The organism is Streptomyces sp. NPDC001351, from assembly GCF_042896045.1.
Classification (GTDB): Bacteria; Actinomycetota; Actinomycetes; order Streptomycetales; family Streptomycetaceae; genus Streptomyces.
The window spans coordinates 841,399-867,430 of the sequence record NZ_JBIAWS010000003.1 but is presented as its reverse complement, the minus strand read 5'-3'; the positions used below and the strand labels follow the sequence as shown (position 1 = coordinate 867,430).

Genomic DNA, 26,032 nt, shown 5'->3' with positions numbered 1-26,032 from the left:
CCGTCTGCCCTCTGCGGCACCATCGTGGCTGGTCGCGCCCACGCGGCGGAGCCGCATAACGATACAGCCCCGCGCCCCTTCGGGGCGCTCTGAACCCGCAGCGGACCTTGCCTGTTCTGCCTGGTCTCATCGTCGCTCAGGAACGCCGGCGTTGGCCCCCTGTTGACCATGATTGATCATTTCGATGGAACGTTCCGGCAGCGCGCGGCCCGCCATCGCCCCGGCGACGGCCACCGCGGCGAGGACGACCAGCGGCAGTTCGTGTCCGTGGCCCAGCCCCATCAGCGTCGTCGCCGCGGCCACGCCCAGGGCCGGCCCGACGTTCAGCGCGGTCTGCTGCAACCCGCCCGCCACCCCGGCCGACCCGACGGCGGCCTGGCGTACGACGACATGGGTGGCCGCCACCATCACCGTGCCGAAACCGGCCCCCAGCAGCGCGAACCCGGTGCAGAAGCCGACCGTGCCCGAGGCCCGGCCCAGCACCAGGATCCCGGCGGCCAGAACGGCCGTCGCCGCCACGCTCGTACGGCGGGCCCCTGCCCGGCGCAGCAGCACCGCGCACCCCGGCGCGGCAGCGATCATCAGTGCCGCGAGCGGCAGGCTGAGCAGGGCCATGTGCACCGGGTCGAGACCGAGCGTGTCCTGGAGCAGGAAGGTGGCGACGAACAGCGTGCCGTGCAGGGCGGCCGACGCGGCGACCAGCAGGCCGAGCGCGGAACCGACCGCGGCCGAGCCCACGACGTCCGGCGGCACCAGCGGGCTCGCGGTCCGCCGCTCATGCCGTACGAAGGCCGCACCCGCGACCGCGGCCGACGCGAGGCCGAGCGCGCTCGCCCTCGTCCATCCGCCGTCCGGCAGGGCGACCAGGGTGTGGACCAGACAGGCCAGGGTCACCGCGAGCAGGAGCGCGCCGGGCACGTCCGGGCGGGCTGAGGACCGTTGAGGGCGCGCGCCGCGCAGCGTCAGCGCGAGCAGACCGAAGACGAGGGCCGGTACGACGTTGAGGAAGAACACCGCCCGCCAGCCCGGCCCGGCCACCAGCACCCCGCCCAGTACGGGCCCCGCCGCGGCCGCGAGCCCGATCGCGCCGGCCCGCACGGCGATCGGCATCCGCAGCCGGTCGGGCGGGAAGGCGGCCCGCAGCATCCCCAGCGTGGCGGGCTGCAGCAACGCCCCGAACACGCCTTGCAGGACCCGCAGACCGATCACCCAGCCGACACCGGGCGCCAGACCGATGCCCGCCGACGTCGCCCCGAAGCCCAGCATCCCCATGGCGTAGAGCCGTTGATGCCCGTACCGGTCGCCAAGCCGTCCGGAGAAGACCAACAGGCCCGCCACCGCGATGAGATAGCCGGTGCTCGTCCACTGGACCTGTGTGAAGGACGCGCCCAGGTCGCGTTGCAGGCTGGGCTGCGCGACGGTGAGGACCGTGCCGTCCAGGGCGACGATCACCGCCCCGACCACACTGCACGCCAGCGTCAGCGCACGGTGCCCGCTCATGCGCCGTCCGCCAGGTGGGCGTCGAGCGCCGAACGCAGCAGAGGTACGAAGTCATCGGCACCCGTGGCGAGTTGGAGGCTGCCCCAGCCCCACAGCTGGGCGATGCCGTGCAGGTTCGCCCACAGTGCGCCCGCGACGACCCGGGCGTCCGCGTCGGGCCGGACCCGCCCGACCAGCTCCACCAGACGCCCGAACAGCGGCAGGCTGGTGTCACGCAGACCCAAGTGCCCGCTCTCCAGCAGGTCATGGCGGAACATCAATTCGTACATTCCGCGGCTGTCGACGGCGAACTCCAGGTAGACCCGCCCCAGGGCCGTCAGCTGCTCACGCGGGGCCGCCGTGCCGTCGCCGGTCGCCGCCGTCGCCCGTTCGGCCAGTTCGGCGAAGCCGCGGCGGGCGATGGCGGACAGCAGCTCGAGGTGGGTGGGGAAGTAGCGGCGGGGCGCCCCGTGCGAGACGCCCGCGCGGCGCGCGATCTCCCGCAGGGTCAGCGCCTGCGCGCCTTCGCTTGCGACCAGATCCACTCCGACGTCGACCAGCCGGTCCCTCAGTCCACTCTCCGACGCATCCATAGACACTGTCTACCACCCCGGCGTAGACAGTGTCTACTCGCGCAGGAGTGGGCGGGAATGCATGGATCGGTCCCGCGGGTTGATCCGGGTATGACTCACGACACACTGCTCGAGCTGCTCTCCGACGACCGCAGCGGCGTACTGGTCACCCTCAAGAGCGACGGCCGGCCCCAGCTGTCGAACGTCAGCCACCACTACTCCCCGGACGAGGGCATCATCCGGATCTCCGTCACCGACGACCGGGCCAAGACCCGCAACCTGCGCCGGGACGCGCGGGCGTCGTACCACGTGTCCACCGCGGACCGCCGCGCCTACACGGTCGTCGAGGGCACCGCCGAGCTCACACCCGTCGCCAAGGACCCGCACGACGACACGGTGGAGGAGCTGATCCGCCTGTACCGCGACGTCCTGGGCGAGCACCCGGACTGGGACGACTACCGTGCCGCGATGGTCCGCGACCGACGTCTGGTGGTGCGACTGAAGGTGGAGCGGGCTTACGGCATTCCCAAGGGGGCGAACCGGGGCTGAACGCCATGAGCCCGTCCGGCGGTCGGGAGCCCGCATTCCGTGATGCTCTGTCATGACACGTGGCTGCGGTCAGGGTTGATCACCGCGAGCGACAGATGGAACGGCGGAGAGCGGAAGACGGGGAGTGCGCGGCATGGTGGATCCGGTTTCGCCGGGGGCCATCGGCGCGGTGCTCGGAGCCGTCACGGTCCGCGCACCCCGGCCGCCCCTGAATCCGGCCGGAGCGCGCGGAGGTCCCTCATGATTACCGCAGTGCGCGCAATGCCTCAACAGCGCCTTTGTCCCGGAGGGTTCGGGATGGCGGCGGGTGGAGACCTAGGTCCCGGGGCGCAGGGCGGGCGACCGATGGTTCGCGGATCACGGACTGCCTAGGCTGCGGGGAAGGATGCCCCTGCTCAGGAAGAGGTCACGATGCCGGTCGACGGCCGCAGCCACATCCGAATCGCCCGCCCGTCCAGGGACCTTGCGGCCGCCGAGCGGTTCTGGGCGCAGGGGCTCGGGCTGAGTGTGGTCTGGCGGGCCGAGGGCGGCTTTGAACCCGGCGAGCACGACCTGCTGATGCTCGGCTGGCCGGACGCCGGATGGCATCTGGAGCTCGTCCATGAACCGGCGCGGCCCGTCGAGCCCCGGCCCACCGAGGAGGACCTCCTCGTCGTCTACGTCGACGGGCCGGTGCCGGACGACCTGGTGGCCCGGCTGGAGGAGCACGGCGGCAAGCGGGTGCCGTCGCCCAATCCGTACTGGAACCAGTGGGGCGTCACCGTCGAGGACCCGGACGGCTACCGGCTGGTGCTGTGCGAGCGGGGCTGGTCGAACGCCTGATCAGGCTCCGGCCGCGGCCCCGCTGTCAGTGGTGCGCAGTACGGTCCTTGCATGGCAGCCACCTTCGATCTCACGCTCGACTGCGCGGACGCGAAGCTCCTCGCCGAGTTCTGGAAGACGGCACTCGGCTATGTCGACGAGCCGCCGCCCGCACCCTTCACCACGCGCGAGGAGTGGCTCGCGCAGTTCGACCTGCCGGACGACGACTCGGCCGACGACGGCGCGTGGCTCTGCGATCCCGAGGGTGCGGGCCCCCGGCTGTCCCTCTTGAAGGTCCCCGAGTCCAAGACGGCGAAGAACCGCCTCCACATAGATGTCCGGGTACCGGGAGGCGGCAGCCCCGACGAGCGGTGGGCCCGCATCCGTGCCGAGTCCGAGCGCCTGGTGAAGGCGGGCGGGAGAGTCCTGGAGGAGGTCGGCGGACACCACATCGTCATGGCCGACCCGGAGGGCAACGAGTTCTGCGTGGCCGCCTCCTCCGCATGAGGACCGCGCGCCGCCCTTGCCGTGCCCCGGGCCGGGGACCTAGCCTCCGCGCGTGATCAATGGTGCACATGTGGTGATCTACACCCGAGACGCCGAGGCGGACCGCGCCTTCTTCCGGGACGTCCTCGGCTGGGCGCACGTCGACGCCGGGCACGGCTGGCTCATCTTCAAGGCGCCGCCCGCCGAGGTAGCCTTCCACCCGGCCGCGGGCGAGCCGTCGCACGAACTGATGCTGATGTGCGACGACCTCGACGCGACGACCGCCGAACTCACCGAGAAGGGCGTGGAGTTCACGCGCCCCCTGGAGGAGGCCCGCTGGGGCCGGGTGACCGGCTTCCGGCTGCCGGGCGGCGGCGAGGTCGGCCTCTACGAGCCGCTGCACCCACGGGCGTAGGAACCGGACGCCTCACCGACCGGGCCTCCGGCGGCTCCGGGAAGTCCGCCGGGCTGTGCCGCCGGTTGAGGCGATGGGCTCAGCCTCGCCGCCGCGGTGCGAGGCACGCGGCGGGTGGCTTGAGGGCCTGGCCGGGACGCCGGCCTCCGGCGCCCCGGCCGCGCTGCTGCCGTGGACCGCCGCGTACGAGATCTGCGGCCGACGATGGATCCCCGCCAGGCCGGAGGCAAGGGCGGAAGACGTTGCCTCCCTGGTGGGAAACGGTCCGGCGGAGGCCGGCAGCACGACAGGCCCTGACCGGGACGGGAGGCCGACGCGGTGGCTCCCGCGCAGGCCGGCAGGGGGAATCACACTCCAGTGGGTGGCCGAGGCAGCCGTGAGTGAGGGACGGGAATGCCGGAACCCCCGGGCGCCGGAGCCAGTGTGGTGTCCGGGGCCCGGGGGCGTGTGCGCAGCCGTCAGGCGGTGACCGTCTCCGGCTGTGACGCTCCCTGCGCCGCACGCTCGCCCAGGAGCTCCGTCGGGATCTTGTGGGTCTCACGGGCCGAGAGGCCGGTGATGACCGGCGGTACGCAGAGGGCCGCGGTGAACAGGGCGACCGAGGACCAGTCGTTGCCGTTGGGCCCCGCGATCTGCGCGGCGAAGGTGACCGCGAAACCGGCCACGGCGAAGCCGATCTGGGTGCCGATCGCCATGCCGGACAGGCGCACCCGGGTGGAGAACATCTCGCCGTAGAAGGACGGCCAGACGCCGTTCGCGGCGCTGTAGACGATGCCGAAGGCCACGATGCCCAGGATCAGGGTCAGCGGGTAGTTGCCCGTCGAGACCGCCCATAGGTAGCCGAACATGGCGAGCGCGCTGCCCGCCGCGCCGATCAGGAACACGGGACGGCGGCCGATGCGGTCCGACAGGGAGGCCCACAGGGGGATCGCGGCGAGGGCGACGAGGTTGGCGAGCGCGCCGACCCAGAGCATGGAGGAGCGGGACATGCCGACCGAGTCGCTGGTGGCGTAGGCGAGGGCCCAGACCGTGAAGATCGTGGAGACCGAGGCGATGAGCGCGCCGCCGATCACCCGCAGCACGTCCACCCAGTGCTCGCGCAGCAGCACCGCAAGCGGCAGCTTCACGACACCGGCGGTGGCCGCCTGCTTCGCGAAGGCGGGCGTCTCCTGGAGATTTCGGCGGATGACGTAGCCGGCGACGGCGACCGCGACGCTCGCCCAGAACGGGACCCGCCAGCCCCACGACAGCAGCTGGTCCTCGGGGAGCGCGGCCACCGGGATGAAGACCAGGGTGGCGATGAGCTGACCGCCCTGTGTGCCGCTGAGGGTGAAGCTGGTGAAGAAGCCGCGCCTGTGCGGTGGCGCGTGTTCCAGGGTCATGGAGTTCGCGCTGGCCTGCTCGCCCGCCGCCGAGATGCCCTGCAGGACACGGCAGGCGACCAGCAGGACCGGGGCGAGCGTGCCGACCTGGGCGCGGGTGGGGAGACAGCCGATGAGGAACGTCGACAGGCCCATCAGGATCAGCGTGAAGACCATGATCTTCTTACGGCCGATACGGTCGCCGAAGTGACCGAGGAAGAGCGCGCCGACCGGCCGGGCCGCGTACGCGACGCCGAACGTGGCCAGGGACAGCAGGGTCGCGGTGGCCGGGTCGGACTCGTCGAAGAAGACCTTCGGGAAGATCAGTGCGGCCGCGCTGCCGTAGATGAAGAAGTCGTAGTACTCCAGGGCGCTGCCGATCCAGGCGGCAGTGGCCGCCTTCTTCGGCTGCCCGACGGCTTCGGCAGGGTCGCGGGGTGCGGCGGCATGGGGCACGGCTTGCTCCTTCGAGGGAACTCCAACGTAAGCGGAGTGAGCGGCGGGGGAGAAGTGCCGGATCCCTGGGGTGACGGGACGGCCGTGCCGGGCGCTACCCGGCTAATTAACCCACTGGGTAGTTAGTAGCGGTTGGCTACGGATGTTGCGCCCACGTTTCCCGGGTGTCAAGAGGTGATGCCGAAGGATCTTGCCGCCGTCGTGCGCGTGACCGGCGTGATCAGTCCGTCGCGCGGTCCGCCGTCAGATAGGCGATCACCATGTCGCCCAGCATCGTGCGGTAGTGCTCGCGCTGGGCCGGGTCGACCAGGTCGCGGCCGAACAGGGCGCCGAACGTATGCCGGTTGGAGACCCGGAAGAAGCAGAAGGAACTGATCATCGCGTGCAGGTCGACCGCGTCGACATCGGCCGTGAACAGGCCCGACTCCTGCCCGGCGGCCAGGATGCGGCGGATCACGTCGAGCGCCGGGGAGCCGATCCTGCCCAGCTTCTCGGAGGCGGCGATGTGCTCGGCGCCGTGGATGTTCTCGATGCTGACCAGGCGGATGAAGTCCGGGTGCTGCTCGTGGTGGTCGAAGGTCAGCTCGGCCAGCCGCCGGATCGCCGCGACCGGGTCGAGATGCTCGACGTCCAGCTTCTGCTCGGCCTCCCGGATCACGCCGTACGCCCGCTCCAGGACGGCCGTGAACAGCTGCTCCTTGCCGCCGAAGTAGTAGTAGATCATCCGCTTGGTGGTGCGGGTGCGGGCGGCGATCTCGTCGACCCGAGCACCGTCGTAACCAGCTCGCGCGAACTCCTGTGTCGCCACGTCGAGGATCTCGGCCTGGGTGCGCGCGGCGTCGCGGATCCGCCCGTTGGGTCGTGCCGGTTCGTCGACGCTGGTCATCGGGTTCCTTCGGGAGTACGGCCAGTGCCGCAGATTCTAGAAGGCGGGCCGGGTGGCGCCGGCGGGGTCTTCCCAGGGAACCGACAGGCTGATATAGCTAACGTACTAGTTCGTACATTAGAGCTCGGCTCAGGAGGTCCCGTGGCCAAGGACTCGTATCTCGTCGGACTGATCGGTTCCGGCATCGGTCCGTCGCTCAGCCCGGCGCTGCACGAGCGGGAGGCGGACCGGCAGGGCCTGCGCTGTCTGTACCGGCTCATCGACATCGACACCCTCGGCGTGCCGCCGGAGGCGGTGGGCGACCTGGTGCGGGCCGCCCGGGACCTCGGCTTCGACGGGCTGAACATCACCCACCCGTGCAAGCAGCTGGTGATCGAGCACCTGGACGGGCTTGCTCCGCAGGCCGAGGCGTTGGGAGCGGTCAACACCGTCGTTTTCGAGGACGGGCGCGCGATCGGTCACAACACGGACGTCACCGGGTTCGCGGCCTCGTTCGCCCGGGGGCTGCCGGACGCCTCGCTGGAGCGGGTGGTGCAGCTGGGTGCCGGCGGGGCGGGGGCGGCCGTTGCGCACGCCACCCTCACGCTGGGCGCCGAGCGGGTCACCGTCGTGGATGCGCTGGCCGAGCGGGCCGCGGATCTTGCCGACGGACTGAACCGGCACTTCGGGGTCGGCCGGGCGGCCGCCGGTACTCCTGATCAGCTCGGGCGGCTGCTCGGCTCGGCCGACGGGGTTGTGCATGCCACGCCCACCGGGATGGCGGCCCATCCGGGGTTGCCCTTCGCCGCTGAACTGCTTCATCCGGGGCTGTGGGTTGCCGAAGTGGTCTATCGGCCTCTGGAGACGGAGTTGCTGCGGGCCGCTCGGGCGGTTGGCTGCGCGACTTTGGATGGGGGTGGGATGGCCGTGTTCCAGGCTGCGGATGCGTTTCGGTTGTTCACGGGGCGGGAGCCCGACAGTGGGCGGATGCTTGCCGACTTCTCGGAGATTGCTGTGGAGAGTTCGGTTGGCGAGGCCGTGTGACGGGTGCGGGTCGTATGTGGTTGCTCGCGCCCACGCGGCGGTAGCCGCACATCGAACACAGCCCCGCGCCCCTATCGGGGCGCTGTACCACCCGGCAGTTTGAAGGAGCAGGGCCATGCGTACGTCCATCGCCACCGTTTCGCTCAGCGGGTCGCTGACCGAAAAACTCACCGCCGCCTCCCGGGCCGGGTTCGACGGGGTTGAGATCTTCGAGAACGACCTGCTGGCGAGTCCCCTCAGGCCCGAGGAGATCCGGGCCCGTTGTGCCGATCTCGGGCTCAGCATCGACCTCTACCAACCCATGCGGGACATCGAGGCCGTGCCCGAGGAGGAGTTCACTCGCAATCTGCGTCGGGCCCGGCACAAGTTCGAGGTCATGCGGCGGCTGGACGCCGATACGGTCCTCGTCTGTTCCAGCGTGAGTCCCCTGGCCGTGGACGACGACGCCCTCGCGGCCGAGCAGCTGAGCCGACTCGCCGATCTGGCGCAGGACTTCGGGATCCGTGTCGCCTACGAGGCGCTTGCCTGGGGGCGGCACGTCAGTACGTACGACCATGCCTGGCATGTTGTCGAGACGGCGGACCATCCCGCGCTCGGTACCTGTCTCGACAGCTTTCACATTCTTTCCCGTGGGTCCGATCCCAAGGGGATCGAGGACATCCCGGGCGAGAAGATCTTCTTTCTGCAGCTCGCGGATGCTCCGCTGCTCGCGATGGACGTCCTGCAGTGGAGTCGTCACTATCGCTGCTTCCCGGGGCAGGGCGGCTTCGACGTCGCCGGGCTCGTGCGGCATGTGCTGCGCGCGGGGTATGCCGGGCCGCTCTCCCTGGAGGTCTTCAACGACGTCTTCCGGCAGGCCGAGGCCGGGCCGACGGCCGTGGACGCGCACCGGTCGCTGCTGGTGCTCCAGGAGGCGGTGGGGCTGGCCGAGCTGCCCGCCCCCGTAGTCCCCACGGGGGTCGCCTTCGCCGAGCTGGTCACTCCCGACGCCGAGCCGGTCAGCGAAGTGCTGGGCGCCCTGGGCTTCGCCCGGACCGCTCGGCACCGCAGCAAGCCGGTCGATCTGTGGCAGGCGGGGGAGGCCCGGGTGCTCGTCAACACCGGGCCGGCCGCCCGGCGGGACGGCACCGGCCTCGCCGCGATCGGTCTGGAGTCCCCGGACCCGGAGGGCGCCGCCCGCCGCGCCGAGGCGCTGCTGGCGCCCGTGCTGCCGCGCCGTCGGGCGAGCGAGGACGCCCCGCTGGATGCCGTGGCGGCCCCGGACGGCACGGAGTTGTTCTTCTGCGCGACCGGTCGGCCCGAACTGCCCGACTGGCGTGGAGACTTCGAGGACGTCGAGCACGCGGGGCCGGCGGTTTCGGGCGTGCGGCGCATCGACCATCTCGCTCTCGTACAGCCCTGGCACCACTTCGACGAAGCCACCCTCTTCCACCGCAGCGTGCTCGGCCTGTCCGCCCAGGAGAGCGTGGACGTCGCCGACCCGTACGGCCTGCTGCGCAGCCGTGCCGTCACCGCCGCCGACGGCAGCGTCCGTATCGCCCTGACGGTCGGCGCGGCGCCCGCCGACGACACGGTCCACGCCCAGCACATCGCGCTGGCGACGGACGACGTGGTGGCCGCGGCGCGCCGCTTCCGCGAGGCGGGCGGGCTGCTGCTGGCGATGCCCGAGAACTACTACGACGATCTGGCGGCCCGGTTCGCGTTCGGCGAGGGGGAGCTGGACACGTATCGCGAGCTCGGGATCCTCTACGACAGGGATCGGTACGGGGAGTTCCGGCACTGCTACACGCGGACCGTGGGCCGGGTCTTCTTCGAGCTCGTCCAGCGTGACGGCGGATACAGGGGTTACGGCGCCCAGAACGCGCCCGTGCGCCTGGCCGCGCAGCATGCCGCGCGGCGGCTCACTGGCGGCTGACGGTTCTGGTGACGCCGGTGACGACCGTCGTGGCCAGGATCCAGCCGGTGATGATCAGGGCGTAGGCGAGGTACTGGTACCAGCCGTCCGGCGCGAACGCCTCCTCCTGGCCGAAGGAGATCACCGGGAGCAGCAGGTCGAGGGTGTAGAAGACCGGGTTGAAGTGCGGGGCCTCCGACGCCTTGAGCGCATGGGGGTGGTGCAGGGCGTACGCGGTCGAGCCGGCGGCGAGGAGCGACAGGAGCCATACGGCCGCGCGCAGCGGGCGGAAGCCGTAGCCGACGGTGGCGTCCTGGACGTAGCCCCAGAGACGGCCGTACCAGGCGCGGGTCGAGCGGAGACGGCGTTGCTTGGCGAGCTGGACCAGACGGGCCGCGTGGTCGTCGCCGACACGGCGGTAGGCGGTGGCCAACTGCTCGTAGGCGTGCGGCACATAGCCCTCGGCATCGCGTTCCAGCATGGGGAGGCGGCGCTCGGCGGGCTCGTGGGGGGTGAGAGTGGTGTACACGAGGCTGCTCAGATAGACCTCCTCGGGTACCACCTCCGGTTCCAGGAAGAGGACGTCCACCTGGGCGCGCCGCAGGTTGAGCCGTCCGTTCAAGGGCGGACCCTTGCGCAGCCAGAGTTCGCCGATGGTGCAGCTGCTCGCCCGCAGGGCCGAGTCGTCCGGGTTCGACAGGCGGGCGTACGACAGGTCGAAGCGACCCGCGATACGTGCGCCGCGCAGGCCGATCCAGCCCGTCGCCTCCACGCGCCGTAGCAGGAGGTCGCCTTCCACGACGAGGGTCTGGGCGTCGAGGACGGCGTTGCCGGGGTGGTGGAGCCGGGCGTCGTTGAGGTCGACCGATCCGGCGACGGCGGCGCCGTCGAGTCGTATCTCGCCGTGGGTGCGCAGCCCCGGGGCGCACAGGTCGTCCTCGATGGTGACGTGGCTGAGCTTCAGGACCGGCGCGGGACCCGGCGCCGCGGCGAACTCGGCCCGTTCGAGGAACAGCACCCCGGAGATGTGCGATCCGCCCAGGTGCACGACTCCGGAGAACCGGCACCGGGTCAGGCGGACGCTGCCGTCCACGCGCGCCCGCGCGATCATCAGGCCCGGCAGCACGGAGTCACGCAGGTTCAGATAGGGGAGCTGGGCGCCGGAGAGGTCCGGGGCGTCGGCGAAGTGACAGTGGCTCAGATGGACGATGCTGTCGACGGTCGCGTGTCTCAGGTCCAGGGTGCCGATGACCCGCGCCCCCTTGACCTTGAGCGCGGCCACTTCCCCCGGCACTCGGGGGCCGTTGAGGAGCAGCGCCCGCAACACCGTCGCTCTTATGCTCCGTTCGGGCCCCCACTGCGCACCCTCCGCCGTGTCCTCGTCGTCGCCCCCCTCCCGGAAGTCGACCACCGCCCCCGTCGAGAACGCCCGCCACACCTGCTGCTCGGCCGGCGTCAGATCGTTGATCTCCACAGAGCGTGACTCTAATCCCAGAGCTCCGCGTGCCGCCGGTGGGTGTCGGTCAGTCCGTTCACGAAGTACCGCTCGTAGTACTCCCGTTCCACGTGATGGGCCTGCAGCCAGATGCCCGGGACGTGGATCGCGTCCGTGTGCGCGGGGAAGCGGCGGTGCGTGCGGATGACGTACTCGCAGATGTCGCGGGCGCAGTCGATCACCCGCTCCTCGTACTCGCTCGCCTCCGCGAGATAGCGCTGGCCGTAGTCCTCCTTGTAGATGCGGGTGAAGACGTCCTTGTCGGTGTAGATGCCGCCGGTGCCGAACTTCGCGCCGATCACCGAGTCCACCGCGTCCGACATCGACTTGTGCGCGGGCGGGCAGGCGGCGGCGATCAGTGCCTCGCCGTCCCGGGAGGTGAGTCCCACCGGGTGCGAGCGCAGGGTCGCGTACGCCGGGAGCGGTACGTGCCAGCGCCACAGGTCCGCGAGTCGCCAGCGCGGGGTGACGAAGGTGAAGCCGAGCATCCTGCCGTATGTGCGAGAGAACTTCGGGTCGCCCAGGGCGATTTGGGGATTGATCGACGCGTGGATCCAGGCCCCGAGGCCCATCGCCTCCGCCGTCAGCATGAGGTTCTGCAGCAGCAGGTCCGCCTCGATCTGGGTGCGCATCGGGCCGAGCGCGCCGAGCGGCAGCTTCAGGTCTCCGTTCAGGAAGCCGTTCCTGACCCACTTCCTCACGCCGGCGGGCCGGTAGAAGTTGCGGTCGTCCACCAGCGTCGGGCGCGCTCCGTCCGGCTGGGTCAGCAGGTACATCAACGCGTTGATGTACTGGTGGGACAGGTCGACGACCGGGAAGAACACCGTCGTTCCGGCGAGGTTGGACAGGAAGCGGTTCGAGTCCAGGTACGCCGGGAAGTCCCGCTTGTTCTGCGGTACGTCCAGGCGGTGGTCGAGGACCTTCACCTTCGACTGCGCCGCCCGCGCCGCCAACGTCTCGGCGTCGAAGGGCTCTTGGGGAGCCGGTGGCAGCTTCCGCAGGTAGTAGGTCCCCGTGTCGTTGATCATGAAGAAGTGGGTGCCCTGCGCGTTGTCGGGGCTGCCCGCGGTGCGGCCCGCCATGGTGAGGTTGGGCTTGGCCATGATGGGTTTGCCGTCGCGGGGGTCCTCGAAGGGGCGGTCCGGCATGGTGAGGCCCGTACAGCCGGTGATCGCGATCAGCACCGCCTCCTCCAGCTCCGACAGCGGCTGCTGAGTGTGCGGGGAGTGGTAGCTCATCGACCCGGCGGGCACCGAGGCGCCGCGGCTGACGCGGTGCGTGCGCCGGTGCCAGAGGGTGTCCAGCAGGGGCCGGCCGAACAGGTCGGCCAGCCCCGGATGTCCGTCGACCGTGCTCATTCACGGCCTCCGTGCATGTCTTCCTCGCTGGTCGCCCGCACCGTCCGCCACGGCGCGAACGCGCTCGCGCCGCGCGGCAGCAGCGCCGCCAGCTCCGGGCAGTGCCGCAGGATGACGGAGTTCATGCCGCCCCGCTCCACCCAGTCGATGCCCAGCGGCGTGTACACCTCGGGCCGGTAGTCGACGTTGAGGAAGCGGTCGGACTGCAGCCGCCTGCTCGCCATCAGGATGAAGATGCGGAACGCCGTGTCGCTGAAGCCGAAGCCGGTCGGCGGGTTCTCCCCGAACAGGCCCACCACCGTGTCGATCTCGTCGACCGAACGGTAGACGTCCTTGAGGCGCGCCAGGGTCTCGGCGTTCTCCGTGAGCTCCTCGAAGGAGCGGATGCGCTGCTTGTGCAGGCCCTCGCGGAAGTCGTTGTAGCGCGGCACGCCACGACGGCGGGTCCGTACAAGGTCCACCACCGACAGATCGATGATCTCCCCGTCCCGCTCGAACTGCTGCAGCGCACGAGGGTAGTTGTGCAGGGTGATCGCGCCCGGATGGGCGATGCCGAAGGAGTAGAGCGTGTTCGCGAGGCCCGTCTTGCGGATCTGGGACTCGGCCGCGCCGCCCTGGATGTCCAGGAAGCCCACCGTCTCCAGGCGCTGCCCGAAGTGGTGCTCGCGCAGCTCGAAGTCGTCCGGGACCAGTGGGTGCATGCGGTAGACGGTGACGAAGTCCTCCGTCAGCGAGTACGGCGCCGTGTGGTGGTCCGGCAGGGTCTTCGGGATGCCCGTCAGCGAGTGCGCCTCGAACAGCCACAGGCCCAGCTGGTTGAGCCAGTTCTTCGGCGGGCCCTGCCAGTTGGTGTGCAGGGCGAGGTCGATCGCCTCGGTGGCGAGGATCGCCGGCGTCCACTCCACCGTGTGGATCTTCGCGATCAGCGCGGAGACCACCAGCCGGGCGGTCTGGTAGATGCGCTCCTCGCTCATCGCCGGGTACTCGGCGCGCAGCGCGGCACACACCGCGTTGTGCTCGCGGGCGAAGAGGGTGTGCATGGCGCTCAGGCCCATCCACCAGCTCTCGTTGAAGCCGGTGAGCGGGACGTGGCCGTTGCCGCCGCCGGGCAGGTGGCCGTCCTCCAGGCGGAGTTCGGCACGTCCGTCGGCCTCGCGCAGGAAGCGGGCGGTGTGCTCGTCCTCGCCGTACACCTCGGAGCCGTCCCACCAGTGGGAGGCGTTGTTGCCGAACAGGATCGGCGGGCGGCCCGGCACCTCGATGCCCTCGTTCTCCGCGAACCGCATCACGTTCTCGCCGGGCCCGCCGGGCGTGTTGTGCCAGGGGCCGCTGCCGGGCGGCAGGGGAACCTCGACGCTGCGCTCGCCGGGCTTGTAGCGGCGGTGGTTGACCCAGTCGTGCACCTGGAACTGGATCCAGGCGGCGGCCAGGATGTTGAGGGAGGTCGCGGGCACGAAGCTCTCGCGGTACAGCAGCTGCCGGCTGACCGTGACCGGGTTCGGGGTGTCGAAGAGGTCGGGGCGGTAGTCCGGCTTCAGGTTGCGGCCGAAGGTGGCGCCCACCGCGCCCATCTTCGCGTCCGACAGATCGTTGTACGTGCCGTCGTAGGACCGCTCGCCGCGCAGCCGCTCCGGGATCGGCGCCGGCACCGGCTGGGCCTTCGGCGGTGCCTCGCGCGGTTCGGTGTCGATCAGGTTGCGGCGGCGCAGCACCTTGCGCAGGAAGACCAGGTTCAGCAGGCTCAGCTGCAACGGCAGCCGGTGCCAGGGGACATACCGGTTCAGCAGCGCGAAGGCCGCTTCCATCGGGCGGCCCAGGACGCGGTTGCGCACAGGCTCCTCGGTGACGAACCTCAGCCCCAGCCGGTGCGCGCTCGCCGCCTGGTAGGCGGCCTTCCGGGCGCGGTTGATGTTGCCCAGGGGACGGAACTCGTCCGTGGTGTACCAGGGGTTGAAGGCGAGGTCCTCGATCCGGCGGGCGGCCGCGCGGGCCTCCGCGGTGTTCAGGTCCTGGCTCGGAAGGGTCAGCCGGGCCACCGCGATCGCGGGCGACACCCCGTCCTTCCACTCCATCGAGGCGTCCTCGACCGGAGTGCGCCGCTCGTCGACGAACCGCTGCACGCACAGGTCGTAGGAGACCTCACCCTGCGCCAGGCGGTGCGCGAACTCCCGGTGCAGGGCGTCCGCGTCCCGACGGTCCGCGGAGGGCGCCGGCGGTGTGCCGGGCACCGGACGGAACAGGAACCGCACCGGTCCCGCCTCGCCCCACAGCACCGCGCCGCGGCTCCAGAACGTCTCATTGGCCAGCGAGTCGACGGTGTGCCGGGTGGCGGCCTGCACATTGCGGCGCATCCGGTTCGCGGTGCCGAGGCCCACGGCCAGCGGCAGCTTCACGAACAGCCCGAACGCCTTCTGCACGGGGCTCTTCGCGCCCGCCATGGCTTTCGCGAAGGCCACGAACTCGCGTGCGTTGCGGGCGTGCGAGACCGGATAGCTGGTCGCCAGCAGGTCGTGGCTCTCCTCGTCCGACACCCGCACCCGCACGGCCGCCCCGCGCAGGTCCGGCGAACCGTCGCCCTGCCGGATCCCGCTCGCGTTCGACAGCCGTACCGTCGCCGGATACTCGGCGCCCGGCTGGGCGAACCCCACCCGCAGCGCGGCGGGGAGATCGTCGTGGAAGCGCAGCCGCGCGTTGTCCACGGCCACCGGCGCCTTCGCATGGAAGGTCCGGGCGATCCCGCCGCCCCCCGCCCGCCGGTTCTTGACCTGCACCTTCATCAGTTCGGCGGCCAGCTGCTCGAACACCAGCCGTTCCGCTTCGGGACTACCGCCTTCGTACCGCTCGTACCGCTCGTACCGCGGTTCTTGCTGCCCGGTCTCGGCCATCGGTCGTTTCCTCACGCGCACGGTTGCGTACGGGACAGGGCCCCGCACCCTACTGGCGCCAGCGGCACGCTCGCAGCGATGGTTCGCGCCGATGTGCGCCACCTTGCGCCCCATGCGAACATTTACATGATGAACGGCATTTGGGCACGTCAGCCGGGCCTGTGAGGGAGCCGTAACCTGCTGTGCCCGCACCGCGGGCGTTCCCGCTTCCCGGCAACCTCATCCGCCGCCCCTGCCGTGGCCGGGGAACGACTCCATTCCGGTGCCGGTTCGGGGCCATGGTGGGTGCCCACCATCCGCAGACGTTCCGGGGGAGGTCCCAGATGCGGGACACCTACGTCAAAGGGCCCAGCTACGCCGCGCTGCGCCCGTGCAAGCCCGAGACCGATCCGACTGGCTTCCCGGTCTACCCCGACCTGGTGGAACGGCTCGTCGAGGACGAGCACCAGCCCGACCCGGACGGAGTGGTCCCGCATGTGCTGGCGACCTGCGCGGCCTACTCGTACGCCGGGTTCGAGCAGCACAGCGATGTGCGGACCGTCTCCATGATCATGGCGCGGCTCGGCCTGGAGGAGAACGCCTGCCGGGCCTTCGAGCAGCGCGTGGACGCCATGTACATCGCCTCCGCCGCCTATCTGGTCCAGGACAAGGACCGCAGGGTCGCGATCCTCTGCTACCGCGGCACCCAGCCCGAGGACATCATCAGCATCCTCACCGACGCCGACGTACGGCCGGAGATGCTCTGCGTCGAACTGGAGGGCCGCACGTACGAGGTCCACGCCGGCTTCTACCGCAACGTCCGTGCCACCCGCCACCTGGTCATCGAGGCCCTGGAGCGCGCCGTGCGCGGCGAGTCCCTGAACCCCGAGGAGCAGGGCACCCGCGGCGGCGGCCTGGAGGCCCTCTACATCACCGGGCACAGCCTCGGCGCCGCCATGGCCGCGATCATGGCGCTCACCCTGGTCCACGAACCGACGTACCGGCACATCGCCGAGAAGCTCAAGGGCGTCTACACCTTCGGCCAGCCCATGGTCGGCGGCCCCGACCTGGCCCGCGCCTGCGAGGAGACACCCGGCCCGCTGGGCAACCACGTGCTGCGTGACCGTTTGATCCGCTACATCTTCGACCGGGACGTGGTGCCCGCCCTGCCGCCCCGGCCGGTGGGCCCGTACGCGCCGTTCGGCCGTGAGTTCCACTACCGCAGGCGGCACGGGCCCGTCGACGCCGTGCTCACCTTCGTCGCCGACTCGGCGATCGAGGGCCTGACCCTGCCGAGCGACCTCCTGCGCACGGCCGCCGACCGGGACTGGGGCGGGCTGCTGGTCCGCGTCACCGAAGGGTTGCGGCGGTCGGTACGGCCCCTGCTGCAGGCCGGCGGCCAGGGCTGGACGGAGGTCACCGAACCGGGTCTGGACTACCCGCAGATGGACAGCCTGGCCGGTCTCGCCGTGGTGGCGCCGCTGGCGTTCTTCGCGACCCGCCTGGCGCTGACCCGCACCATCCCGTTCAAGTACTCCTTCGACGACCACGGGCCGGGGCACTACGTCAACGCGCTTGCCCCTCCGGGGGTGTTGAGCGAGTTCGGGGATGTGCTTTAGCCGGGGTCAGCGCTGGACCCGGCCGCGGGCGGCGAGGACCGCGAGACCCAGAAGGACCGGTTCGCCCAGACGGCTGACCATCTCGATCCACATGCCGCCCTGCGTCAGGTCCTGACCACTGCTGCGGAACACCACCGAGTTGACGACCACACGCCCGGCCCGTTCCAGGCGAGCGGCGCTGAAGCGGTCGAGAACATGGCGGGGGACACTCTGGCCCGCGAGGTCGGGCGTCAGCACGACCGTTCCGCCGCCGGACGGCACCTGCCCCGTCATGCGTGATGTCGGCGGTGCCGCGGGCAGCCCGAAGAGCATGAGCAACAGCACGGTCACGCCCATGGCGCACACGAGGGCCCACAGAGCCCGGGACGCCCGCAGCCCGTAGCCGGACAGCAGCCAGTAGGCGTGCAGCAGTGAACGCTCCCCCGGCGGAGTGTCCTTGTTGTGGCGGCGCATCTCCATCTCGCCGTAGTAGAAGTCGGCCGCCCCGGGCTGGTTCTTGGTGTCCTCGAGGGCCTTGCGGAGCTGGCGGTACACGATGGCGACGTCGTCGGCCGTCGGGCTCTGGGCCGGATCGGGGTGACCGAGCCCGGTGAGCCAGCCGCCAGTGTCCGCCTCGGTGCGGCCGTCCACGGGCAGGGCCCGCCAGTACTGCTCTTCGACAACCACTCGCCGACGGCTCCACCACTGCAGCGGGAACCAGGCGTTGCCGCGCCGCAGCCCGGCCGGGGGAACGCCGTACTCGCAGCGCCCCGCCAGACTGATCTGGTCGAGGTTGTAGGCGCCCGAGAACTCGCAGCGGGACAGATCGACGTCCGTCAGGACGAGATGGGCGGCGTTGACGCCGGACAGCCGCAGCAGCCGAACGGCCACGCTGCCCTCCTCCCGCGGCATCTCCTGTTCGAGCTGGCGCGGCCCCGCCATGAATGGCATCGCCTCGTACGACAGGGTCACCGGCTCGGCCAGCACGGCGTCCCGCAACGACACCGCCGCGTACCGCAGTTGGAAGGCGGCCGTGGACTCGCATCGCACGCCGTTCATGTCCACCCGAAGCGCGGCTATGCCGATGCGCAGCGGCATCCTGAACACAGCCCCACGCATCCACAGTTCGTCCGCGCACACCACCGGACCACGCCACTCGCTCTCGAACACGGCCTCGGCGAACGCCACCCGGCCCCGGAAGCGCGCTCCGCGGAACCCCGCCGGCCTGGTGAAGTGTGCTTCGGAGAAGTCGGCACAGGTGTTGCGCTGTTGCCGGAACCAGGTCTCCGTGAAGTGGGCCGGGCCCGAGAAGCGCGCGGAGGTGAATGCAGCGACTCCGTCGAAGGTCGCCTCCGAGAAGCGGGCCGCGGACGCGCACGACACTCCGTCGAAGAACGCCTCCGCCGCGAACCGCGCGACCACGAAGCGGACTTCGCCGTGAAAGCGCACCTCCCGGAAGTAGGCGGGCCCCGCGAACACGGCCGCGTCGAACCCCGCGTAGTCGGCGAACTCGGCTCCGGTGAAGTGGGATCCGCCCTCGAAGAGCGCTCCCTCGAAATAGGCAGGCCCCTCGAAGCGCGCCCCGGAACACCGCACGCCTGACGGAAACCGGGCCGTGTCGAAGCGGGCGGTCCCGAACCGCGCCTCCATCGCCGACGTCACCGATTGCCACAGCTCCTCCGTGAAGTGCACCCCCCGGAAGTCCACGTCCGCGCCGGGCGCGAGTGCGGCGAGTGCGGCGTGCTGCGCAGGCTCGTCCAGGTGGCGCAGACATCGGCCGTGTCCCGGCACGATCATCGCTGTGCACGGCGGTGTCGCGCACTCCGTCCAGACTCGGCTCACCATCAAGCCATACAGCGGAGGCCCGCCCTCGGCAAGGCGTCGCCAGGGCTCCTACGTCAGTCGGCCCGACGCGTCGACGGGCGGTGCCGGCACTACTGGAGGGATGGCGCCCGGTGGCACCCGGGCGCCATCGTCACCTGACCCCGGATGGTCCCGGCCGGAGGCCGCGCCGCACGCTCACCAGGACTACGGCCGGGTGTTCCACTCGGCGATCACCGGGCGGTCGTGTTCGGTCGACAGGCGGCTGACCGTGCCCGTCGCCAGTTGGAAGAGGCGGCCGTCCGCTGGGGGCAGGCCCAGGCGGCGGGCCGTCAGGACCCGCAGGAAATGGGCGTGGGCCACGAGGATCACGTCACCGTCGGGGAGGGCCGAGTCCACCCGGGACAGGACGCGGTCGGCGCGCCGGCCGATCTGCTCGGGCGATTCGCCGGGGTGCCCGTCCGGGCCGGGCGGCACGCCGTCGGTCCACAGGTACCAGTCGGGGCGGGTGCGGTGGATCTCGACGGTGGTGATGCCCTCGTAGGCGCCGTAGTCCCATTCGTGCAGGTCCGGTTCGACCACCGTGCCGGTGATGCCCGCGAGTGAGGCGGTGCGTATCGCGCGGCCGAGCGGGCTGGTCAGTGCGAGTGCGTAGGTCCGCTGCGAGAGGAGGGGAGCGAGCGACTTGGCCTGCTCCTCACCGTGCTGGGTGAGGGGCAGGTCGGTCCAGCTGGTGTGCTGTCCCGACACGCTCCACTCCGTCTCGCCGTGGCGGACCAGGAGAAGGTCCCCCACGACGGCGCTACTCCTTCGACTCGACGGCGTGCCCGCCGAACTGGTTGCGCAGGGCCGCGATCATCTTCATCTGCGGGGAGTCGTCCTGGCGGGAGGCGAACCGCGCGAAGAGGGAGGCCGTGATGGCGGGCAGCGGCACCGCGTTGTCGATGGCCGCCTCGACCGTCCAGCGGCCCTCACCCGAGTCCTGTGCGAAGCCCTTCAGCTTGTCCAGGTGCTCGTCCTCGTCGAGGGCGTTGACCGCGAGGTCGAGCAGCCAGGAACGGATGACCGTGCCGTCCTGCCAGGAGCGGAACACCTCCCGGACGCTGTCCACCGACTCGATCTTCTCCAGCAGCTCCCAGCCCTCGGCGTAGGCCTGCATCATGGCGTACTCGATGCCGTTGTGGACCATCTTGGAGAAGTGCCCGGCGCCGACCTTGCCCGCGTGGACATAGCCGTACGGGCCCTCCGGCTTGAGCGCCTCGAAGATCGGCTGGAGCCGCTCGACGTGCTCCTTGTCGCCGCCGACCATCAGCGCGTAGCCGTTCTGCAGGCCCCACACACCGCCTGATACGCCCGCGTCGACGAAGCCGATGCCCTTGGCGCCGAGCTCCTCGGCGTGCTTCTCGTCGTCTGTCCAGCGGGAGTTGCCGCCGTCGACGACCGTGTCGCCGGGGGAGAGGAGGCCGCCGAGCTCGTCGACGACCGACTGGGTGGGCGCGCCCGCCGGGACCATCACCCACACCACGCGCGGCGCTTCGAGCTTGTCGACCAGTTCGGCGAGGCTGGCCGCGTCGGAGAGGTCGGGGTTGCGGTCGTAGCCGATGACGGTGTGGCCGGCGCGGCGGATCCGCTCGCGCATGTTGCCGCCCATCTTGCCGAGCCCGATGAGTCCGATCTGCATGGTCAGTTCACTTCTTCCTGAGCGTTCCTGAGCTCGCGGTACGCGGCCACGAGAGCGGTGGTGGAGGGGTCGAGGCCGGGGACGTCGGCGCCTTGGGTCAAGGCGGGTTCCACGCGCTTGGCGAGGACCTTGCCGAGCTCGACGCCCCACTGGTCGAAGGAGTCGATGTTCCAGATCGCGCCCTGGACGAACACCTTGTGCTCGTAGAGGGCGATCAGCTGGCCGAGGACCGAGGGGGTCAGTTCCTTCGCCAGGATCGTCGTGGTGGGGTGGTTGCCGTGGAAGGTGCGGTGCGGCACCTGCTCCTCGGGGATCCCCTCCGCGCGCACCTCGTCGGGGGTCTTGCCGAAGGCCAGCGCCTGGCCCTGCGCGAACAGGTTGGCCATCAACAGGTCGTGCTGGGCGGCCAGTTCGTCGCCGAGCTCGGCCGCCGGACGTGCGAAGCCGATCAGGTCCGCGGGGATGAGCCGGGTGCCCTGGTGGATCAGCTGGTAGTAGGCGTGCTGCCCGTTGGTGCCGGGCGTGCCCCACACCACCGGGCCGGTCTCCCAGCCCACCGCATGGCCGTCGCGGTCCACCGACTTGCCGTTGGACTCCATGTCCAGCTGCTGCAGATACGCCGTGAACTTCGACAGGTAGTGGCTGTACGGCAGCACCGCATGGGACTCGGCGCCGAAGAAATTGCCGTACCAGACGCCCAACAGGCCAAGGATCAGCGGGGCGTTGGCCTCCGCGGGCGCGGCCTTGAAGTGCTCGTCGACGGTGTGGAAGCCGTCGAGCAGCTCCCGGAAGCGGTCCGGGCCGATCGCGATCATCAGCGACAGGCCGATGGCCGAGTCGAAGGAGTAGCGGCCGCCGACCCAGTCCCAGAACTCGAACATGTTGTCCGGGTCGATGCCGAACTCGGTGACCTTGCCGGCGTTCGTGGACAGCGCCACGAAGTGCTGGGCGACCGCCTTCTCCTCGCCGAGCCCGCCGGGGCCGTTCAGCAGCCAGGAACGGGCCGAGGTGGCATTGGTGATCGTCTCGATCGTGGTGAAGGTCTTCGACGCGACGATGAACAAGGTCTCCGCCGGGTCCAGGTCCCGTACCGCCTCGTGCAGGTCGGCGCCGTCCACGTTGGAGACGAAACGGAACGTCAGCTCCCGGGCCGTGAAGGTGCGCAGCGCCTCGTACGCCATCGCGGGTCCCAGGTCGGAGCCGCCGATGCCGATGTTGACGACGTTCCTGATGCGCCTGCCGGTGTGGCCGGTCCAGGCGCCGGAGCGGACCCGCTCGGCGAAGTCGCCCATCTTGTCCAGGACGGCGTGCACCTGCGGCACCACGTTCTCGCCGTCGACCTCGATCACCGCGTCCCGCGGGGCGCGCAGCGCGGTGTGCAGCACGGCCCGGTCCTCGGTGACGTTGATCTTCTCGCCGCGGAACATGGCGTCGCGCAGCCCGAACACGTCGGTGGCGGTGGCCAGCTCCTGCAGCAGCGCCAGCGTCTCGTCGTTGACGAGGTGCTTGGAGTAGTCGATGCGCAGGTCGCCGACGCGCACGACGTACCGCTCGGCGCGGCCGGGGTCGGCTGCGAACAGCTCACGCAGCACCGGCTGGCCCTGGGCGCGGTGGTCCTCCAGGGCGGCCCACTCGGGGCGCCGGGTGAGCTTCGGGGAGTCAGACATGGGAGACGTTCTCCTTGGCGGCCTCGCCCCGCAGGGCGACGGCGTACATCTCGTCGGCGTCGAGGCGACGGAGCTCCTCGGCGATGAGTTCGGAGGTGGTGCGGACCTTCAGCGCGAGGGTGCGCGAGGGCTGGCCCGGCAGGGTGAGCGTGGCCAGCGGCCCCTCGGGGCGGTCGATGACGATCTCGCCGTCCGCGGTCCCCAGGCGCACGGCCGTGACGACCGGGCCCGCGGTGACCACACGGTCGATCTTCACGTTCAGCCGCGCCTCCAGCCAGCGCGCCAGCAGTTCGGCCGCCGGGTTGTCGGCCTCGGCCTCCACGGCCCCCGAGACGATCCTCGTCCGGGCCTGGTCCAGGGCCGCGGCGAGCATCGAGCGCCACGGCGTCAGCCGGGTCCAGGCGAGGTCGGTGTCGCCGGGCGCATAGGAGCGGGCCCGCTGCTCCAGAATCTCGGCCGGGTTCTCGACGGCGTACAGGTCGGTGATCCTGCGCTGGGCGAGGGCGCCGAGGGGGTCCTTGGCGGGCACCTCGGGCGCGTCCACCGGCCACCACACGACGACCGGAGCGTCCGGCAGCAGCAGCGGCAGGACGACCGAGTCGGCGTGGTCGGAGACCTCGCCGTAGGTCCGCAGCACGACCGTCTCGCCGGTGCCGGCGTCGGCGCCCACCCGGACCTCGGCGTCCAGCTTGGAGGCCATGCGGTCGCGCGGGGTGCGGGCGTGCCGCTTGATGACGACCAGGGTGCGCGAGGGGTGCTCGTGCGAGGCCTCCTCGGCCGCCTTGATCGCGTCGTAGGCGTTCTCCTCGTCCGTGACGATGACCATCGTCAGGACCATGCCCACGGCCGGTGTGCCGATGGCGCGGCGGCCCTGCACCAGCGCCTTGTTGATCTTGCTTGCCGTGGTGTCGGTCAGGTCGATCTTCATGGCCTGCGCCAGCTCCGTCCGTCTCGTGCGAGCATCTCGTCGGCTTCCTCGGGTCCCCAGCTGCCCGAGGCGTACTGCGCGGGCTTGCCGTGCCGCGCCCAGTACTCCTCGATCGGGTCGAGGATCTTCCAGGACTCTTCCACTTCCTGGTGACGGGGGAACAGGTTGGCGTCGCCGAGCAGCACGTCCAGGATGAGGCGCTCGTACGCCTCCGGGCTGGACTCGGTGAAGGACTCGCCGTAGGCGAAGTCCATCGACACGTCCCGGATCTCCATCGAGGTGCCCGGCACCTTGGAGCCGAAGCGGACCGTCATGCCCTCGTCCGGCTGGACGCGGATGACGATGGCGTTCTGTCCGAGCTCCTCGGTGGCGGTGGAGTCGAAGGGGGAGTGCGGCGCCCGCTTGAAGACCACCGCGATCTCGGTGACCCGGCGGCCCAGACGCTTGCCGGTGCGCAGGTAGAAGGGGATGCCCGCCCAGCGGCGGTTGTCCACCTCCAGCTTGATGGCCGCGTAGGTGTCGGTCTTGGAGTTCGGGTCGATGCCGTCCTCCTGCAGATAGCCGGCCACCTTCTCGCCGCCCTGCCAGCCCTCGGCGTACTGCGCGAGGACCGTGTGCTCGCCCAGGTTCTCCGGCAGCCGCACGGACTTCAGGACCTTCAGCTTCTCGGTGAGCAGCGACTCCGCGTCGAACGCGATCGGCTCCTCCATGGCGGTGAGCGCCATCAGCTGCAGCAGGTGGTTCTGGATGACGTCACGGGCGGCGCCGATGCCGTCGTAGTAGCCGGCGCGGCCGCCGATGCCGATGTCCTCGGCCATGGTGATCTGGATGTGGTCGACGTACGACCGGTTCCAGATGGGCTCGTACATCTGGTTGGCGAAGCGCAGCGCCAGGATGTTCTGGACGGTCTCCTTGCCCAGGTAGTGGTCGATGCGGAAGACCTGGTCCGGCTCGAACACGTCGTGCACGATCGAGTTGAGCTCGCGGGCGCTCGCCAGGTCGCGCCCGAACGGCTTCTCGATCACCGCGCGCCGCCAGGAGCCCTCGCGCCCGCTGGCCAGGCCGTGCTTCTTGAGCTGCTGGACGACCTTGGGGAAGAACTTCGGCGGTACGGACAGGTAGAAGGCGAAGTTGCCTCCGGTGCCGCGGGAGGCGTCCAGCTCGTCGACGGCCGACTTCAGCTGCTTGAACGCCGTGTCGTCGTCGAAGTCGCCGGGGATGAACCGCATGCCCTCGGCGAGCTGCTGCCAGACCTCCTCACGGAACTCGGTCCGGGCGTGCTCGCGGACCGCGTCGTGCACGACCTGCGCGAAGTCCTGGTCCTCCCAGTCCCGGCGGGCGAACCCGACGAGGGAGAAGCCCGGCGGGAGCAGGCCGCGGTTGGCCAGGTCGTAGACGGCGGGCATCAGCTTCTTGCGGGACAGGTCGCCGGTGACGCCGAAGATGACGAGCCCGGACGGGCCCGCGATGCGCGGAAGCCGGCGGTCGCGGTCGTCGCGCAGGGGGTTGGTCCAGTCGAGCGCCGACCCGACCGTGGCGTGCTCGGTCATTCCGTCTCAACTCCCTTGCTGTCGAGGGACTTGGTGACGGCGTCCAGCAGGTCCTGCCAGGCCGTCTCGAACTTGGCGACGCCCTCGTCCTCGAGCTTCTGCACGACCTCGTCGTAGGAGATCCCGAGGGCCTCCACGGCGGCCAGGTCGGCGCGCGCCTGCGCGTAGCCGCCGGTCACCGTGTCGCCGGTGATCTCACCGTGGTCGGCGGCGGCGTTGAGCGTGGCCTCCGGCATGGTGTTGACGGTGCCGGGGGCGACCAGTTCGTCCACGTACAGGGTGTCCTTGTACGCCGGGTCCTTCACGCCGGTCGAGGCCCACAGGGGGCGCTGCTTGTTGGCCCTGGCACCGGCGAGGGCGGTCCAGCGCTCACCGCCGAAGACCTCCTCGTACGCTTCGTAGGCGAGACGCGCGTTGGCGAGTGCCGCCTTGCCCTTGAGGACGGACGCCTCGGGGGAGCTGAGGCCGTCCAGCCGCTTGTCGATCTCGGAGTCGACGCGGGAGACGAAGAAGGAGGCCACGGAGTGGATGGCCGAGAGGTCGAGGCCCTTCGCGGCGGCCTTCTCCAGGCCGGCGAGATAGGCGTCCATGACCTCGCGGTAGCGCTCCAGGGAGAAGATCAGCGTGACGTTGACGCTGATGCCCAGGCCGATGACCTCGGTGATGGCCGGGAGGCCCGCCTTGGTCGCCGGGATCTTGATCATGACGTTGGGCCGGTCGACCAGCCAGGCGAGCTGCTTGGCCTCGGCGATCGTCGCCTTGGTGTCGTGGGCCAGGCGCGGGTCGACCTCGATGGAGACCCGGCCGTCACGGCCGCCGGTGGCGTCGTACACGGGCCGCAGGATGTCGGCGGCGGCGCGGACGTCGGCGGTGGTCATCATCCGTACGGCCTCTTCGACCGTCACGCCGCGGACGGCGAGGTCGGCGAGCTGCTCCTCGTAGCCCTCGCCGGAGCCGATGGCGGCCTGGAAGATGGACGGGTTGGTGGTCACGCCCACCACGTTGCTGTTCTCGACGAGTTCGGCGAGGTTGCCGGACTCGATCCGCTTGCGCGACAGGTCGTCCAGCCAGATGGAGACGCCCTCGTCGGACAGGCGCTTGAGTGCTCCCGCGGTAGCGGTTGCTTCGGTCACTTTGATCATCTTCTT

21 protein-coding genes are annotated in these 26,032 nt (G+C 70.6%); 7 read left to right on the top strand and 14 right to left on the bottom strand.

Annotation, left to right across the window (positions count from 1 at the left end):
• Positions 1-126: 126 nt before the first annotated feature.
• Both ACFY1U_RS14165 and ACFY1U_RS14160 read right to left on the bottom strand, forming a co-directional pair.
• Complete coding sequence (locus tag ACFY1U_RS14165) at positions 127-1,500, bottom strand: MFS transporter (protein ID WP_390694388.1); 1,374 nt, start codon at positions 1,498-1,500, stop codon at positions 127-129.
• Positions 1,497-2,072: a TetR/AcrR family transcriptional regulator gene (locus ACFY1U_RS14160; RefSeq protein ID WP_390694387.1), complete on the bottom strand. Its 576-nt coding sequence runs from the start codon at positions 2,070-2,072 to the stop codon at positions 1,497-1,499. The genes ACFY1U_RS14165 and ACFY1U_RS14160 overlap by 4 nt, the downstream gene beginning before the upstream one ends.
• A 90-nt stretch (positions 2,073-2,162) precedes the next feature.
• Between ACFY1U_RS14160 and ACFY1U_RS14155 the strand changes: the two genes are divergently transcribed.
• From ACFY1U_RS14155 to ACFY1U_RS14140, 4 genes are all read left to right on the top strand, one after another.
• Positions 2,163-2,600, top strand: coding sequence for a PPOX class F420-dependent oxidoreductase (locus ACFY1U_RS14155; protein WP_390694386.1), 438 nt, complete (start codon positions 2,163-2,165; stop codon positions 2,598-2,600).
• Between the two features lie 411 nt (positions 2,601-3,011).
• The gene (locus tag ACFY1U_RS14150) at positions 3,012-3,422 is read left to right on the top strand and encodes a VOC family protein (protein ID WP_390694385.1); all 411 of its coding nucleotides are present in this window, start codon (positions 3,012-3,014) and stop codon (positions 3,420-3,422) included.
• A 51-nt stretch (positions 3,423-3,473) separates the two neighbouring features.
• Positions 3,474-3,908: a VOC family protein gene (locus tag ACFY1U_RS14145; protein ID WP_390694384.1), complete on the top strand. Its 435-nt coding sequence runs from the start codon at positions 3,474-3,476 to the stop codon at positions 3,906-3,908.
• Positions 3,909-3,960: 52 nt separating this feature from the next.
• Complete coding sequence (locus tag ACFY1U_RS14140; protein WP_390694383.1) at positions 3,961-4,302, top strand: VOC family protein; 342 nt, start codon at positions 3,961-3,963, stop codon at positions 4,300-4,302.
• A gap of 458 nt (positions 4,303-4,760) precedes the next feature.
• On the opposite strand, the gene ACFY1U_RS14135 is transcribed toward ACFY1U_RS14140, so the two are convergent.
• On the bottom strand, positions 4,761-6,119 hold the full coding sequence (locus tag ACFY1U_RS14135) for an MFS transporter (protein WP_390694382.1): 1,359 nt from the start codon (positions 6,117-6,119) through the stop codon (positions 4,761-4,763).
• Positions 6,120-6,339: 220 nt separating this feature from the next.
• Positions 6,340-7,005, bottom strand: a complete 666-nt coding sequence (locus tag ACFY1U_RS14130) for a TetR family transcriptional regulator (protein WP_115910319.1) — start codon at positions 7,003-7,005, stop codon at positions 6,340-6,342.
• 141 nt (positions 7,006-7,146) lie between these two features.
• Between ACFY1U_RS14130 and ACFY1U_RS14125 the strand changes: the two genes are divergently transcribed.
• A complete protein-coding gene (locus tag ACFY1U_RS14125) occupies positions 7,147-8,028 on the top strand; it encodes a shikimate dehydrogenase (protein WP_390694381.1) in 882 nt (293 codons plus the stop codon).
• Between the two features lie 115 nt (positions 8,029-8,143).
• Positions 8,144-9,943: a bifunctional sugar phosphate isomerase/epimerase/4-hydroxyphenylpyruvate dioxygenase family protein gene (locus ACFY1U_RS14120; protein WP_390694380.1), complete on the top strand. Its 1,800-nt coding sequence runs from the start codon at positions 8,144-8,146 to the stop codon at positions 9,941-9,943.
• On the opposite strand, the gene ACFY1U_RS14115 is transcribed toward ACFY1U_RS14120, so the two are convergent.
• Genes ACFY1U_RS14115 through ACFY1U_RS14105 form a run of 3 tightly spaced genes read right to left on the bottom strand, consistent with a single transcriptional unit; the run spans position 9,930 to position 15,660 of the window.
• A complete protein-coding gene (locus tag ACFY1U_RS14115; protein WP_390694379.1) occupies positions 9,930-11,396 on the bottom strand; it encodes a membrane-associated oxidoreductase in 1,467 nt (488 codons plus the stop codon). The genes ACFY1U_RS14120 and ACFY1U_RS14115 overlap by 14 nt on opposite strands.
• An 11-nt stretch (positions 11,397-11,407) precedes the next feature.
• On the bottom strand, positions 11,408-12,775 hold the full coding sequence (locus ACFY1U_RS14110; protein ID WP_390694378.1) for a hypothetical protein: 1,368 nt from the start codon (positions 12,773-12,775) through the stop codon (positions 11,408-11,410).
• Entirely contained in the window at positions 12,772-15,660 is a 2,889-nt protein-coding gene (locus ACFY1U_RS14105; RefSeq protein ID WP_390694377.1) for a peroxidase family protein, read from the bottom strand. Before ACFY1U_RS14105 ends, ACFY1U_RS14110 begins: the two co-directional genes overlap by 4 nt.
• A 323-nt stretch (positions 15,661-15,983) precedes the next feature.
• Here ACFY1U_RS14105 and ACFY1U_RS14100 point away from each other — a divergent pair, with 323 nt between their 5' ends.
• Positions 15,984-17,258: a lipase family protein gene (locus ACFY1U_RS14100; protein ID WP_390694376.1), complete on the top strand. Its 1,275-nt coding sequence runs from the start codon at positions 15,984-15,986 to the stop codon at positions 17,256-17,258.
• Positions 17,259-17,264: 6 nt separating this feature from the next.
• Here ACFY1U_RS14100 and ACFY1U_RS14095 read toward each other — a convergent pair whose 3' ends face one another.
• From ACFY1U_RS14095 to tal, 7 genes are all read right to left on the bottom strand, one after another.
• Entirely contained in the window at positions 17,265-19,034 is a 1,770-nt protein-coding gene (locus ACFY1U_RS14095; protein WP_390694375.1) for a pentapeptide repeat-containing protein, read from the bottom strand.
• A 231-nt stretch (positions 19,035-19,265) separates the two neighbouring features.
• Positions 19,266-19,853 carry a histidine phosphatase family protein gene (locus tag ACFY1U_RS14090; protein WP_390694374.1) on the bottom strand — a complete coding sequence of 196 codons (588 nt, stop codon included), beginning with the start codon at positions 19,851-19,853 and terminating at the stop codon, positions 19,266-19,268.
• 7 nt (positions 19,854-19,860) lie between these two features.
• Positions 19,861-20,739 carry a phosphogluconate dehydrogenase (NAD(+)-dependent, decarboxylating) gene (gnd, locus tag ACFY1U_RS14085; protein WP_390694373.1) on the bottom strand — a complete coding sequence of 293 codons (879 nt, stop codon included), beginning with the start codon at positions 20,737-20,739 and terminating at the stop codon, positions 19,861-19,863.
• A gap of 2 nt (positions 20,740-20,741) precedes the next feature.
• Positions 20,742-22,406, bottom strand: a complete 1,665-nt coding sequence (gene pgi / locus ACFY1U_RS14080; protein WP_390694372.1) for a glucose-6-phosphate isomerase — start codon at positions 22,404-22,406, stop codon at positions 20,742-20,744.
• Positions 22,399-23,334, bottom strand: a complete 936-nt coding sequence (gene opcA, locus ACFY1U_RS14075; protein ID WP_390694371.1) for a glucose-6-phosphate dehydrogenase assembly protein OpcA — start codon at positions 23,332-23,334, stop codon at positions 22,399-22,401. The genes pgi and opcA overlap by 8 nt, the downstream gene beginning before the upstream one ends.
• Positions 23,331-24,884 (bottom strand): glucose-6-phosphate dehydrogenase, encoded by a 1,554-nt coding sequence (zwf, locus tag ACFY1U_RS14070; protein WP_390694370.1) that lies wholly within the window; start codon positions 24,882-24,884, stop codon positions 23,331-23,333. The genes opcA and zwf overlap by 4 nt, the downstream gene beginning before the upstream one ends.
• Positions 24,881-26,026, bottom strand: a complete 1,146-nt coding sequence (gene tal / locus ACFY1U_RS14065; RefSeq protein WP_390694369.1) for a transaldolase — start codon at positions 26,024-26,026, stop codon at positions 24,881-24,883. The genes zwf and tal overlap by 4 nt, the downstream gene beginning before the upstream one ends.
• Positions 26,027-26,032: the final 6 nt, after the last annotated feature.